7 protein-coding genes are annotated in these 15,348 nt (G+C 39.5%); 6 read left to right on the forward strand and 1 reads right to left on the reverse strand.

The window, feature by feature from the left end; translation table 11 throughout:
* Window positions 1-1,107, forward strand: a complete 1,107-nt coding sequence (locus tag GGR21_RS00510) for a DUF5689 domain-containing protein (RefSeq protein WP_183305190.1) — start codon at window positions 1-3, stop codon at window positions 1,105-1,107.
* A gap of 167 nt (window positions 1,108-1,274) precedes the next feature.
* On the opposite strand, the gene GGR21_RS00515 is transcribed toward GGR21_RS00510, so the two are convergent.
* On the reverse strand, window positions 1,275-2,903 hold the full coding sequence (locus GGR21_RS00515) for a glycoside hydrolase family 43 protein (protein WP_183305191.1): 1,629 nt from the start codon (window positions 2,901-2,903) through the stop codon (window positions 1,275-1,277).
* Between the two features lie 532 nt (window positions 2,904-3,435).
* On the opposite strand from GGR21_RS00515, the gene GGR21_RS00520 reads away from it, so the two are divergent.
* From GGR21_RS00520 to GGR21_RS00540, 5 genes are all read left to right on the forward strand, one after another.
* Entirely contained in the window at window positions 3,436-7,812 is a 4,377-nt protein-coding gene (locus GGR21_RS00520) for a hybrid sensor histidine kinase/response regulator transcription factor (protein WP_183305192.1), read from the forward strand.
* A 235-nt stretch (window positions 7,813-8,047) separates the two neighbouring features.
* On the forward strand, window positions 8,048-9,646 hold the full coding sequence (locus GGR21_RS00525; RefSeq protein ID WP_394353449.1) for a glycoside hydrolase family 28 protein: 1,599 nt from the start codon (window positions 8,048-8,050) through the stop codon (window positions 9,644-9,646).
* A 26-nt stretch (window positions 9,647-9,672) separates the two neighbouring features.
* Window positions 9,673-12,276, forward strand: coding sequence for a xylan 1,4-beta-xylosidase (xyl3A, locus tag GGR21_RS00530; protein ID WP_183305193.1), 2,604 nt, complete (start codon window positions 9,673-9,675; stop codon window positions 12,274-12,276).
* 322 nt (window positions 12,277-12,598) lie between these two features.
* A complete protein-coding gene (locus GGR21_RS00535; protein ID WP_183305194.1) occupies window positions 12,599-13,477 on the forward strand; it encodes a hypothetical protein in 879 nt (292 codons plus the stop codon).
* A 15-nt stretch (window positions 13,478-13,492) separates the two neighbouring features.
* On the forward strand, window positions 13,493-15,310 hold the full coding sequence (locus tag GGR21_RS00540) for a DUF5123 domain-containing protein (protein ID WP_183305195.1): 1,818 nt from the start codon (window positions 13,493-13,495) through the stop codon (window positions 15,308-15,310).
* Window positions 15,311-15,348: the final 38 nt, after the last annotated feature.

The following is a 15,348-nucleotide window of genomic DNA, read 5'->3' on the forward strand; positions in this document are numbered from 1 at the left end:
ATGAAAAGGATAATATATATATTAATCTTATCACTAATATCTGTCGCATTTATCAGTTGCCATGATTATGACGAACCGGGACCGGAAAAACTATATACCGACTCTGACTTTAGTGATTACAACATTATATCAATAAAAGAGCTGAAAAGCATGTATGCAGCTTCTCACGGTAACACAATAGGACAGGGCGTCGAACTGATGGACAAGAGCCTGATGATTAAAGGAAGAGTCACAAGCAGTGATGAATCAGGTAATATATACCGTGTACTATATATACAGGACGAGACCGGAGGTATTGAAATAAAGATAGGAACCACTTCTAATTATACTGAATATCTTGTAGGCCAAACTATTTATGTGAGCTTGTATCGTTTAACTTTAGGGGACTATCGCTATAACCTGAGCATTGGAATTCCGGGAACTGCCGACAGCGATTATCCAAATGGTTATCTGGATACCAAACTGGCCATCAACCAGCATATATTCAAAGGAGAGATACCTGAAGAACCGGTAAATCCCATTGTCGTTACTTCTCCAGACCAATTAAACGATGATATGCTCGGTATGTTGGTTCGGTTCGAAGGTGTACAAAGCAAATGGGGAAGTGTTACAATTGTAGACGAAGGTTCAGGTAGTTCGTCTACTGATAAGTATCCGTCTTTTCTGGAAAGTAAACAAGAATTAGGACAAGAAACAGTATATACTTCCTATGCCTTTGTAGACGTTATAGAAGAATGGAAGAAATATATTGGAGATATGGCTGTTTGGGAAGCTAATGGAAAGCCAGCGGGATCTCAACCACAAGAACCTGCTTCTCCGCGACCTGAGACATTGGAATACCCGACCTACGCATTCAAGAATTTTTCTGAAAATGTCAGTTATTATGGCTCTGCAATGTTCCAGTTTGGAGAATCGAGTACAAAAGCAACTCACAATCTGATTTTACGTTCCAGTGGTTATTCACATTTTGCACTTAAGCCGATTCCGGCAGATGGTAAAAAGGCTGACATAACAGCTATATATACAAAATACAGTTCAAGAACTGGATCTTATATCAAATATCAGCTAGTAATCAATGATTTAAGCGATGTCGAAATAGCGAACTAAGTTTAAACCAGAAAGAGAAGATATATTATAAGGCCTTATTGAAAATAAAGCCGGACTTTTTAGGGGTCCGGCTTTGTTTTTTGAGACAGTGTCCGTAATTATGTCTCATATAAAGTATCATTCTCAGCATGCCCATCCTATGACCTCGGACAATTCTTGTTGCTTTATTATTTATCTACCTTAAACCAATCGATATCCACTCTTCCGCCGTCATTTTTCGTAATAGGACGGCTACAGAACATTCCGATCTTCGCTCCTATCCATTTGCCTTCTTTAGCCTTAAATGTTGTACCGAGACTTGTGTATTTTTTATTATCGGTACTATAACTGAAATCACAGGTTGCATCAGGAGATACTTTTACACGCAGGTATAGTGTCCCCTCCTTTATTGGCACAGATGCGTTTACCTTCTCTGCTCCGCCTTTGTCTGCCTTCAGGCATTCATTTTGTGATAAAACCAGTCCGTCCTTTGTGTTTTCGAGGGAAAGTAATCCATAATCCAAGCCCATGACAACCAGGCCTGTGCGCTCTCCCTCTATGCCCGGATTAGGAATAAATGTCAATTTCATTGTTGCTGTAAACGATGGGGCAGGTGTTTTCTGAAGGAGTAAATTTGGAACATCCCAAAGGTTCTTGTAATCTTCAGATACAGGAACGGAATACAGGCTTAAGCATCCTTTCTCCTGATTGGTAAAATACCACCACGACATAGGGTTAGAATGCCATTGCCACTGCAATCCCAGTTCATTGGTATTAAATTCATCGCTTTCTGCCGGAGTAGCAACCGGATAGGTTTTCCCTATATTCGGTTTTTTATATGTCAAAACAGGATCGCCGCAACCATCACCATCTTTATCTTCACCGATAACAGGCCAGTCATTCTTCCATACCATCGGTTGCAGGTGTACAAGGCGGCCAAAGGTTCCCACATCCTGAAAATGTATAAACCAGTCTTCTCCTGTTTGGGTGTCTATCCATGCTCCCTGATGAGGGCCATTGATGATGGTATTACCCTGAGCCATCACTATTTTTCGTTCGTATGGGCCAAATACATCCTTCGAGCGCATCGCCAGTTGCCATCCTGTGGCAACGCCACCTGCCGGTGCAAAGATGTAATAGTAACCATTCCGTTTATAAAATTTAGGCCCTTCGATAGTTGGATCGAGGTCGTGTCCGTCGTATATTATTTTTGATTCTCCTACCGCCTTTTTCCCGTCAGGAGTCAGGCGGGTGACTGCCAGCAGACTCTTTATCTCTGCACGGCTTCCGGCATACGCATGGGCAAGATATACATCGCCATTATCATCGAAGAACGGACAGGCGTCGATCAGTCCTTTTCCTTCTTTCACTAAAACAAGTGGCTCCCATTCCCCCGCAGGATCTTTAGTTTTAGTCATAAAAATACCTATATCGGGATCGCCATAATAGATGTAAAACTCTCCTTTATGATGCCGTATGGCCGGAGCCCAGACATTCCCTCCGTGATTGACACTACTTTCTCCAAACACTGCATTCTTTGGCATCTTATCGATGGCATGTCCTATAATTGTCCAGTTCACAAGGTCTTTCGAATGAAGAATGGGAAGACCGGGAATACAATTGAAACTGGATGCTGTCATATAGTAATCGTCTCCTACCCGACAAGCATCGGGGTCGGAATAATCGGCATATAACACAGGATTTTTGTAAGTTCCGTTACCCTGGTCAGCTACCCATACCTTAGATACATAATTTTCCTGACCAACCAGATCACTAAAGAAAAGTACCAGAAATAAAGTAAAAAGTGTTTTTCTCATTATTATTATATCATTGATTAGTTATACAAATTACTAACTATAATTGTTAAAAGTTGACAAAGTTGACACATATTTTAATTTTTATATTCTTGTCATCCTGAGGTACGAAAGATCTCCTCTAGATGCTTCGCTTCGCTCCAGCATGACAGAGAGTAAAACCTGACACATCTTACATATTTTATTATTTTCCAAGTTGTTCATTTTTCAAATTTTCATTGGCACAGCGGCATATTATTACATTCGCTCATTGTTTTCCCTATTGATAAAGATATTAAAGAAAAATTCAGATCTGATCTTTGATTTTGATTACATATTACAATATTAAAATATGATAATCGCATATTACCGTGGTTTTTTGGTTTTTCTTTGATGTTAAATTGGAATTTCGACATCAGGGTTTGTAGTTAATGTGCTTATTGTTAGATGTATGTCTTTTAAAATCTCATTTAACTTCTTTATAACTCTTATCTGGTTCTTTTATTTACCAATAAAGAAAATTATATTTGTTATATCTTCTTCAGCTATATAAACTATGAAAACATACAGTACTATACTTCTTATTCTCCTCTTATTTCCCTTTCCCGTATTCGGGCAACCGAAATCGCATATCGATCATTATAATCTGGAAGAAGGATTACCTCAACGTTCTATAATGAGTATAATGCAGGATAAAAAGGGATTTATCTGGCTTGCTACATGGGATGGACTATGTAAATTCGATGGTTACAATTTCACCGGTTATAAAACCACGGTGAACGACTCTGTCATAATGGGGAATAACCGTATCCACCGCATAGTAGAGGATGCGTATGGTTATATATGGCTGAATGCATATAGTCATGAAGTCTTTAAATTCGATCCCAAGACAGAAAAATATATAGCTACCTATAATGCAGGAAAAATACCTTTCAAAGCTTCAAAGATAATACCCATGCCTTCGGGTAAAGTATGGCTTATCTCGGAAACAATGGGAACGATTTGCGTTCCCGACTCAATTAGTCCTCCCATTCAGTTCTCTCTTGAAGAAAAGAACCTGCCGGATAATAAGGTTAATGCTGTTTTTGAGGATAGCAACAACTTTTCATGGATATTGACGGACAATGGATTGCTAAAGATACCACCATCAGTCAATCCGGAAGGAGAATATGAGGTCTTTTTCCCTGGTGGGAAAAAATCTGATAAAGTGAAGCCCTTTTTCTCAGCTATGGAGACTGCTTCGGAAATATGGTTCGGGGCAGGCAATGGTGAAATATGGTGTTATAACAAGAATGATAAAACATTTAATCTGTTCGAAACAGGAGTTGATTCTGATATTATTTCCATAAAAAAGATATATGAGAAGCTATTCATTATATTAACATCAAAGGATGGATTTTTAGTAAGTGACATAAACCGGACATATTTAAAGAGATTTGATAAATCAAATCTTAAAGAATTACCTACCAATGAAATGCTATCCTGTTTTATCGACAGTAACAATAATATATGGCTCGAAACAAATTCGAAAGGCATAGCAAAATTCAATCTGATAGACAATAAGCTAAAGTATTATTTACCCAATGATTATGGTAACAACCGCATCCTTTTCCCTTCGTTTTTCATTGTCGAAGATAAAATAGGGCATATATGGGTGCATCCGCATGGCGGTTTTTCTTTTTATGATGAGAAATCGGATAGGCTGGTACCTTTTTATAATAATCCTCATTCACCGGAATGGAAATTCTCGGATATACTTCATCACGCCTTTTTAGATAAGCAAGGCAATTTATGGTTAAGCACGCGTAGCGGAGGACTTGAGAAAGTCGTTTTCGATAATTCATTGTTTAAGTTGAACGACTTCTATTCCAATAAGCTTTCCATTACCGGGCTCGAAGTCAGGGCTATTCTCGAAGATTCCGGTAATAATATATGGCTGGGTAACTTGAATGGTATAATATCGATATACGATCCGAAACGTAATCTCAAAGGATATTTATCAAGGAGCGGTTCCATATCAAAATCAGGAGATCTGCTTAAAACGATGGCCTACACTTTTTTGCAGGATACAAAAGGAAATGTCTGGATTGGAACAAAAGGTGACGGGGTATTTTTATTAAGGCCGAAAGACAGTACCAGAACATCATTTTTTATAGAGCAGTATAAACACGATCCTGCCGATATTTTTAGTTTGAGCAACGACATTGTGTACTCGATCCATGAAGACAGGCAGGGGCGGATATGGATAGGTTCGTATGGCGGAGGCATAAACCTGTTCGACCATCAGAATAAGAAGTTTATCAATGCAAATAATAATTTCAAAAATTATCCTGTCGAGACAGGAGCCCAGATAAGAACAGTACAAAGCCATGACGGAAAAATATATATAGGCTCAACACTGGGACTGATTGTCCTTTCTATCGATGACGAGGATAATAGTATATCAAGCTACAAAAGATATTCGAAAACCTACAAAATTGAGGATGGTATAAGGGCCAATGATATACACAACATACTTGTGACCAAAGAAAACAATATATATATCGCAACATTCGGAGGTGGCATGTCTAAAATCACAGAGTGGGATCGCAATGGCTTTCCTTCTAAATTTAAAACGTATGATACCCAAAATGGATTACACTCTGATATCGTATTATCGATAACCGAAGATAATAAGAACTGTTTATGGATAAACAGCGAAGGCAGCCTGTCGCGGTTCAATCCCGAAGACGAATCATTTCAACTGTTCAATGATGTCAGCCGGACAATCAGTAATCAGTATTTTATGGAAACATTGCCCTTGTTGACCAACGACGGAGAGCTAATTTATGGTTGCGCACATGGAACATTATCTTTCTTTCCTGACAAAATAACACAGAACACTTACTCTCCATATCTGGCTTTGATTAAGTTTAAGGTCTCAAACAACGATTACCCATTAAAGACCAAAATAGACGATGTCAACGAAGTTATATTAACTCATAAGGAGAATATATTCAGTCTGGAATTTGCAGCATTGGATTACTCCAATCCCAATGGTATTTCTTATGCATATATGCTTGAGGGATTTGATACCGAATGGATTAATTGCCAGTCGCAAAGGGTTGCAAACTATACGAATATTCCGCCGGGTGAGTATATTTTCAAAGTGAGGTCGACAAATAGTAACGGAACGTGGGTCGGCAATGAGCGCCATCTTTCAATAATAATAACTCCTTCGTTCTGGCAGACAAAATGGGCATACCTGTTGTATATTATTTCTTTCATTACTGTTCTGTATATTATCCTCAGATCGATATTTATTTTCTACCGTATGAGAGATAAAGTTTTGCTGGAACATGAGCAAACCGAAATGAAGACGCGTTTCTTTACAGATATATCGCATGAGATCCGTACACCTCTCACTATGATTGTGTCGCCAATAGAAAACATTCTGGATAATCCGAAGACTCACCCCGACATAAAACCACAGCTTCAGTTGATATTAAGGAATGCCAGCAGAATGCTCAATATGGTAAACCAGATACTCGATTTCAGGAAGATACAAAAACAAAAGTTACAGGTAAAAGAAATTTCTGTCGGACAACATATTGACAGTCTATGTAATACATTGTTCAAGATAGCCGAGAATCAGAATATCGAGATAGAATTTAATAATGCGATTGGCAATCAAAAGATGTGGGCCGATCCGGACAGTATCGATAAACTGGTTTCAAACCTGATCTCCAATTCTATAAAATATACGGATAAAGGAAGTAAAATAGAAGTAAACCTTTTCTGGAAAGACAAGGATATCGCCATACAGGTGAAAGACGAGGGACGTGGCATGAGTAAAGAGGTTTTGAATAAACTGTTTACCCGTTTTGCTTCATACAATAATGATAAAAGCAAACCCAGTACGGGTATCGGATTGTCGATAGTAAAGGAAATTACAGACAAGCATCATGCGAAAATAATAGTTGATAGCAATGTAGATGAGGGATCTTGTTTTACATGCTTGTTCCAGACAGGATTGGAGCATTTTTCGAAGGATGAGAATGTGGAGATCATTCACGAAGAAACCAGTATAAGTGACGAAGTGAAGGTTTCCGGGCAGGTTTATAATGAAAAAATTATACCTTCTGAGGAACACGTGCAGGAGAAAAACCGTTTATCGGTTCTGGTTGTTGAGGATGACCACGAATTGAGAGGCTTTATTAAATCTGTCTTGTTGGATTACTATGATGTCCATGAAGCACAGGATGGCAAAGAAGGATATGATAATACAGTAAAATATATGCCCGATTTTATACTGAGCGACATAATGATGCCTAAAATAGATGGAATGGAGTTCCTCCAGAAAGTAAGGGAAAATCAGGAGACCAGTCATATACCATTCATCCTGTTAACCGCCAAAACCAATATCGATGACCAATTGGAGGGCATAACATCGGGGGCTAACGATTATATAACAAAACCGTTCAGTGTTAAGCTGTTGATAGCCAAGATAAATAACATTATTAAGCAGAGGAAGTTATATGCGGCCTATGTGGGAAATGACCATTCCGGCGAAATACAAGGAGAGGAGCAAAAGCTGGTAGAGCAGAGCAAAATAACAGAACAGGATGAACTGTTTATCCGCAGGCTGAAAGATGATATATATAATAATCTGGACAACAGTGATTTCACGATAGATAGTTTGGTGGCCAATACGAATCTGAGCCGCAGAGTCTTTTTTAATAAAGTGAAAAGCCTGACAGGACAGGCTCCGGTAGAGTTTGTCAGAGAAATAAGAATAAGCCATGCCGCGCAGTTATTGAAAACACAACAGTACAGAATAAAGGAAGTAACCTATATGGTTGGATTTTCCGATATCCGGTATTTTACACAGTGCTTTAAAGATATGTTCGGGATGACGCCCAGCCAGTATAAAGACCAGTTTAAAGAAAGCTGATGTATTAATAATATACTGTAGTGTAAAAACATTGTGCTCTTTGTGGTTGGCCGTTTTCTTACCACAAAGAGCACAATGATAAATAAGAAGATTATGTGTTGATAATCAGTGTCCTTCCATGATGATGCCAATTTGACTACAAATAAATGCCAAAAAAACAACACAGGTATTTATGCCGATAGTATAATATTGCAGCATAGCAAAAAATACTATTAATCGCTTTTATTTATAAAAAATGGCAACTGTATTAAAGAAAAACACTCACAATCTATTCTGCGTAATGATATTATTGACAATAAGCATTCAGTCTCTTAATTGCACAAATAGAAATTCAGATAACAAATACAATCATTTATATAAAGATCTCCCTTTTGAAATGCAGATACTTGAAAAGCCTTCCTTCCCTGATAATAAAGTATATATTACAGAATATGGAGGAGTTTCCGACGGAAAGACCTTAAATACCGCTGCATTTGAAAGTGCGATGCAAAGCTTGTCGAAAAAGGGTGGCGGCACATTAATTGTCCCTTCCGGTATCTGGTTTACCGGGCCAATTGTCTTCCGGTCGAATATAAATTTACATCTGGAAAAAGGAGCATTGATATTGTTTTCTCCCGATTTCGATCTTTATCCTCTTGTAAAAACGGTTTATGAAGGGAGTGAAACCCGGCGGTGTCAGTCACCGGTTTCAGCAAAGGATATTGAGAATATTGCTATAACCGGAGAGGGGGTGATAAATGGTTCGGGAGACGCATGGCGTCCATTAAAAAAAATGAAAGTTACGGAAAGTCATTGGAAGGCTGTTGTAAGATCCGGCGGCGTATTAAAGGATCAGAATATGTGGTTTCCGTCAGAAAAGGCGCTGAAAGGAGATGGCATGGATAAGGCATCCTTAACAGAAGAAGAATGGCTGTCGATAAAAGATTTTTTGCGTCCGGTGATGGTTAGCTTTATCAATTGTAAAAACATTCTGCTGGAAGGAGTCCTTTTCGAAAACTCGCCCAGTTGGAACATACATCCTTTAATGTGCGAAAACCTGATTATGGATAATGTGAATGTAAGAAATCCTTCCTATGCGCAGAATGGCGACGGAGTAGACATCGAATCATGCAAAGATGTGATCGTTGTAAACTGTTCTTTCGATGTGGGCGATGACGCCATATGTATAAAATCGGGAAAAGATGAAGAAGGCCGTAAGCGTGGACGTCCTACCGAAAATGTAATAATCGAAAATTGCAGGGTATTCAAAGGACATGGGGGATTTGTTGTCGGCAGTGAAATGTCCGGTGGAGTAAAAAACATATCCGTCTCGAATTGCCAGTTTATGGGAACGAACATCGGATTGCGTTTCAAAAGTGCGCGTGGCCGGGGTGGGGTAGTAGAAAATATCTATGTAAAGAATATTAATATGTTCGACATCATATACGAACCGCTATCTTTCGACTTGTATTACTTTACCAAAAGAAAAGAAGATGAGATACCTCTTGTCAATGAGACTACGCCTGTATTCAGAAACATTTATATAGACGGCATTATTTCACGGAACTCAAATAAAGCAATGCTTTTTAACGGCCTTCCCGAAATGAATATTTCCAATATCAATATAGAAAACACAGTTATCACCGCCAAGCTGGGTGCCGAACTTTCCGATGCTGATAAAGTCAGTTTCAGGAATGTAGAGATTTACCCTGAAACGGGCCCTGCTTTAATTTTAAACAATGTAAAGAATATGAATGTAGAAGGATTTAAGCATCCTGATAAAATAGAACGGACAGTAATGATAAACGGAGACAGGTCTGACAACATAAACATACCTGGATATCTGTCGAAATAACCATATAAATAAAGAAATACCAAACCATGAAAAAAATAGCGATAACGACTCTGATTCTTTTAATTTCCTCTGTTGCATGTATAAATTCTATTGCGCAGGAAGCTTATAAGAATCAGCAATTAAGCTTCGATGAGCGTGTGGAGGATTTACTGAGTCGGTTGACATTAGAAGAAAAAGTGCTTTTGATGCAGGATGCGTCGAGGCCGATAGAAAGGTTGGGCATCAAACCGTATAACTGGTGGAACGAAGCTCTGCACGGTGTCGCCCGTGCCGGACTGGCTACGGTTTTTCCTCAGCCGATAGGTATGGCTGCGACATTTGATGACAAAGCAGTTCTGGAAGTATTCGACGCCGTGTCGGACGAAGGACGGGCCAAACATAATTATTTTTCATCACAAGGTGATTTCGGAAGGTATCAGGGTTTAACGATGTGGACTCCTACTATAAATATTTTCCGTGATCCACGATGGGGAAGAGGTATCGAAACTTATGGAGAAGATCCATATCTGACCAGTCTGATGGGAATTGCCGCTGTCAGAGGACTTCAGGGGGTGTCCGGTGAAAAGTATGATAAGCTACATGCGTGCGCCAAGCATTTTGCAGTACACTCAGGGCCAGAATGGAACAGGCATTCTTTCAATGCAAAAAATATCAATCCGCGCGATTTGTGGGAAACATATCTTCCCGCTTTCGAAGCATTGGTAAAGGAAGCCGGAGTAAAAGAAGTGATGTGTGCTTACAACCGCTTCGAAGACGAACCTTGTTGTGGAAGCAACAGATTGCTAAATCGGATATTGCGTGAAAAATGGGGTTTCTCTGGGATTGTAGTGGCAGATTGTGGTGCTATTCGCGATTTTTACGGGGAAAATGCTCATGGCACCCACCCCGATGCGGCAACAGCTTCGGCCGCAGCTGTGCTGAGCGGGACAGATCTCGATTGCGGATCAAGTTACAAGGCATTGGTAGAGAGTGCAAGGAAAGGATATATAAAAGAAGAAGATATAGATGTTTCTGTAAGGAGGTTACTTAAAGCCCGTTTTCAGTTAGGAGAAATGGATAGGAATGAAGATGTTTCATGGTCTAAGATTCCATATTCGGTAGTGGCTTCTGAGAAGCATGACGCAATTGCATTGGATATAGCCAGAAAGTCGATGACACTTCTCCTCAACAAAAATGGTGTTCTACCATTGAAGCAGGGAGGATTGACAGTCGCCGTGATGGGGCCGAACGCAAATGATTCGGTAATGCAGTGGGGAAATTACAATGGGACTCCGGCCCGGACAATTACAATATTAGAAGGCATACGTGCTGCTTTAGGGGTAAATGATAAACTGATATACGAACAGGGGTGTGCTTTAGTCGAAAACACATTGATGGAAAGTGCATTCAATCAATGCCGCTCGGAAAATGGGCAGGGCTTTAGTGCAAAATACTGGAATAATATGGACAGGAGCGGACAACCCGATGTTACAACACAAATATCCACTCCTTTCAATTTCTGTACATTAGGAGCTACAGTGTTTGCATCAGGGGTTAACCTGACTGACTTCTCAGCCTCTTACAATACGACATTTACTCCCGAAAAATCAGGAGAAGTTGTTTTTGACTTTTATGTGAATGGTACTGTCAATTTATTGATAGATAAAAAAGAAGTAAAAGGTACCCGGGCAAATCACGGAAGCCGTAAGATGGGACATTCCATGAAGGTGGAGGCCGGAAAGCCATACGATATACAGATAGATTTTGATTATAACAGAGGTGACGCCCAGTTGAATTTCGATTTTGGTTATAAGGAAGAAATAAATATTGATAAGTCTGTGGCAAAAGTAAAAGATGCCGGGGTAGTGATCTTTGTCGGGGGTATTTCTCCTTTACTGGAAGGGGAAGAAATGGGAGTGAATTTACCCGGATTTAAAAAAGGTGATCGCACAGATATCGAATTGCCTGCCATACAACGTGAGTTTATCAGAGCATTGCATGAAGCAGGTAAAAAAGTAGTCTTCGTTAATTGCTCGGGTTCTCCTATCGGTATGGAGCCGGAAATAGAAAATTGCGAAGCTATTCTGCAGGCATGGTATCCGGGACAATCGGGAGGTAAAGCCGTAGCGGATGTCCTTTTTGGTAATTATAATCCGGCAGGGCGTTTGCCAGTTACATTCTATCGTAATGTTGATCAGCTCCCCGATTTTGAAAATTATGACATGAAAGGACGTACTTACCGCTATATGGCTGAGACTCCACTTTTCCCATTCGGATATGGTTTAAGCTATACAAGCTTTCAGTATGGTAAACCCGCATTAAATAAAAATAAGGTAAAAGCCGGTGAAAAAGTAAAACTGACTATCCCTGTAACAAACAAGGGGAAAATCGACGGAGAGGAAGTAGTGCAGGTTTATCTGAGAAAGAAAAATGACATATCCGGCCCTATTAAAACATTGCGTGCCTTTGAACGTGTTTTCATCCCTTCGGGAAAAACCAAAACTGTGGTTTTTGAACTTACCGGCAAACAATTTGAGTGGTGGAATGAAAATAATCAGGCAGTAGAAATATCAGCAGGAGATTTCGATATTTTAGTAGGAGGTAGTTCCGGAGATGAAGATCTTGTTAAGATGAATGTAAAACTGCAATAAAAAGAATGATGTCTGTTAGGTATAAATAGGGGGTGATGGGCAATTTATTTATTGTTAAATGTTTACATATTTATGGCTGAGATTATTTCTTCCAATTTACCCCCTGAAAAATGCCGAAAAACCACTATATGAATTTGTGAATAACCTTTAATATTGCATAACAGATATTATAGAAATTAACCTGAATCGATAAAAATGAAACACAATGAATGCACTGAACAAACTCCATTATTGAACAAATCACATTTATTCTTCGGTAAGAAGTATTGAGTAAAAACGAAAAAAAAAAAATAACTAACCCTAAATTAAAAGCTAATGCATTATGAAACATTTAATTAGTTTATTGTTTCTGTCAGCCTTGATTCTAATATCTTCCTGCTCTGGTCAGGATGATAATGAATGGGATTATAACGGGCAACAGGATACTCAACCAACTAAAAAATCGATGAGTATAGGCTTTAGTCAAGCCAGTCTCTTAACATTTGCGGAGAATAACATCACCGAATTGGGAATTTATGTGTACCTGAATGATTCATTGGTATATGGGAAAAATCTTCCTGTAAATAATGGAGAATTGCAGATAGAGGTACCTCTGGGCGAAAATCTCAAAACTTTTGCTGTGGCCAATGCAGGAGAGGTTCTCGATGCAGATAGCCTTACGAAAGTTGCCGTGTATCAGGATGAGAATTGCCAGAAAGAAATCTTTATGTCGGAAATCAAATCTTTTGTATCGGATAAATCGGTTAATGAAGTAACATTGGAACTGAAACGAATGGTAGGACAGGCTCTTTTGCAACCGACTGAAACTTCGGCGGAACTTTCAGCCATAACAGCCTTCGATGCATTGGATGTGGTATTCAATAACGTGGTTATCGGATATAAGCCGGGCACAGGAGAGTATATTACAGGCAATGCGACAGTAAATACCAGGCTGGCGGATGGGTATAAAGCATCGGTATATTCTTATCCTTCGCCCGCTGATATTCTTGGAAATATAGAGGTTATTTATTTGAAAGAGAATAATGAAGTAACCCGCACTTTGCGTCCGTTGGATGTATCTCTCGCTTATGTAGCATCGAAGCGTATTGTGGTTAACATGCCGATTCTGGATAGCGATTATCTGGAAAATCCTCTTCCAACCACACGTTTGAAGAGTGTGAATACCTCTCGTGGAATAAGTGTTCAGGAATATCAATTTTAACTTTTATTGAATCTTATGAAAAGAAACATACTATATACAATAACAGGTCTGTTTATTTTATTCCTTTCTTTTGCCTGTTCCGAGGACTATAAATATGAGACCTCTGTCGTCCGGCAATTCGATTTGACCCTGAATGGTAAAGCATGGAGTTTAAATCCCGGAATATCGACCAAGCCATTTTTTATATATAAGGCAAATGAAGGCGATTTTGTAGCCAATTACAGTAGCCATTATCGTTTTTCTCTTGAAAATGGGGGCTACCGCTTTGTTGCAACCCCGGCTCCTGCAACGCTAATACCGGATTCGGTCATTGCTACTAATCTCAATAATCTTGTAATAAAACAGTTTCCAAATGCCGACCAAAAAGTAGAAATTTCGGCGGCAGTGCAATATAATTCTCCTTTCGATGAGATACTGAAACTCGATATGATTAGCCGGACAGGGACTTTGCGCCTGAGGGCTACCGACACCAAAGCCGATAAGAGTTATACGACAGTGCGTGCTGTAGTTACAGTCCAGAGGTCGGGTTATAATGTTATAGATGAAACTTATATAGAATCTCCGGTAGATATAACCCGTTCGAAGGCGACGGCTACCGGTGGTGTGAATTATACAGATGATTTCATTATTTTCAAAACGAAGGATGCGCAGAATGGAGTTGATGTCCGTTTCGAAATGCTGGATAATAACGGGAATATTGTACATAGCCGCGAGCTTGGCGGATCGGTGCAGGTATGGGGCGATACCATCACATTGGTAGAATTCCAGCTCAACGACACGGATAATCCTGTTATTCAGGATTACAAGGTTACTATTCTGGCAGAAGACTGGACAGATGAAGAACTCAACCCTGCACCTCCGTTTATCGTGCCCGATGGATATACCTATGTAGCTCCTACCGATGATATACAGGCCATATATAATGAAATGGCTGGCGATGCATCTATAACCGAAATCAAACTTTATCTGAAAGCGGATGCTACATATAACCTCGGACGGATAACAGTATCAAAAAGCCTTTCGATTCTGGGACAGATACCGAAAGAAGGAGAAGCAAAGGCTATATTGAACTTTGGCATAAATAATATAGAGGGAAATATGGACTATATCAATATCGAAGGTTTAGATGTACAGGCAGCCGAGAGCTATCTTTTCAATCTGAATTCGACTTCTGCTTTCTATGTTAAAGATATTATACTTCGTGGTTGTTATATCGATAATATTGTAAGGAATATTTTCCGTGGACAGGCATCAACTGCCGATCTTCAGTTTATAGATAATTTCATTATTGATGACGTGAGGATGCTTAACCTTGCCACTGAGCAAAATTATTCTACTATAAGTATGGCTAACGGTAATCCTATCCGCAATATTGTGATAAATAATACTACGATGCACGTATTAGGAACTGGTTTACGGAACTCGTATATAGGAGGAACACGAGGGCAGACCGAATCAATGACTGTAACAATTACTAACAGCACCTTTATTCGCGAAGGTAATGCCAATATAACAATATTTGACTTACGTGCCGATGGTGGTGCGCCGACTATCACAGTCACTTGCCGGAATAATCTGTTCTCGGGGATCTCGGTTGCCGGACAAGGACGTTGGATGTACCTATCTGGTAATACAGTCAAAGACATTACCAATAATTATTACACAAGTGATTTTGTAATGAGCAACTGGGGTGTGGATACATCGGAACTGCCTATAGTTACTGTCGCAAAAGATGCCCTCTTTAATAACGTTGCTACAGGTGACCTCACTATCAAGGATAAAACCTCAGCAGTATATACAAACAGAATTGGCGACCCTCGCTGGTTAGATTAACAGCTATTCATTTACGAAGGATGGGGAATAGAATATCC

Source organism: Dysgonomonas hofstadii (assembly GCF_014196915.1).
GTDB classification, from domain to species: domain Bacteria; phylum Bacteroidota; class Bacteroidia; order Bacteroidales; family Dysgonomonadaceae; genus Dysgonomonas; species Dysgonomonas hofstadii.

Excerpts from the sequence above, each read along its gene's own strand:
- GGR21_RS00520 (WP_183305192.1), top strand. The coding sequence starts at position 3,436 with ATGAAAACATACAGTACTATACTTCTTATTCTCCTCTTATTTCCCTTT.
- GGR21_RS00510 (WP_183305190.1), top strand. The coding sequence starts at position 1 with ATGAAAAGGATAATATATATATTAATCTTATCACTAATATCTGTCGCA.
- GGR21_RS00540 (WP_183305195.1), top strand. The coding sequence starts at position 13,493 with ATGAAAAGAAACATACTATATACAATAACAGGTCTGTTTATTTTATTC.
- GGR21_RS00525 (WP_394353449.1), top strand. The coding sequence starts at position 8,048 with ATGGCAACTGTATTAAAGAAAAACACTCACAATCTATTCTGCGTAATG.
- xyl3A (WP_183305193.1), top strand. The coding sequence starts at position 9,673 with ATGAAAAAAATAGCGATAACGACTCTGATTCTTTTAATTTCCTCTGTT.
- GGR21_RS00535 (WP_183305194.1), top strand. The coding sequence starts at position 12,599 with ATGAAACATTTAATTAGTTTATTGTTTCTGTCAGCCTTGATTCTAATA.
- GGR21_RS00515 (WP_183305191.1), bottom strand. The coding sequence starts at position 2,903 with ATGAGAAAAACACTTTTTACTTTATTTCTGGTACTTTTCTTTAGTGAT.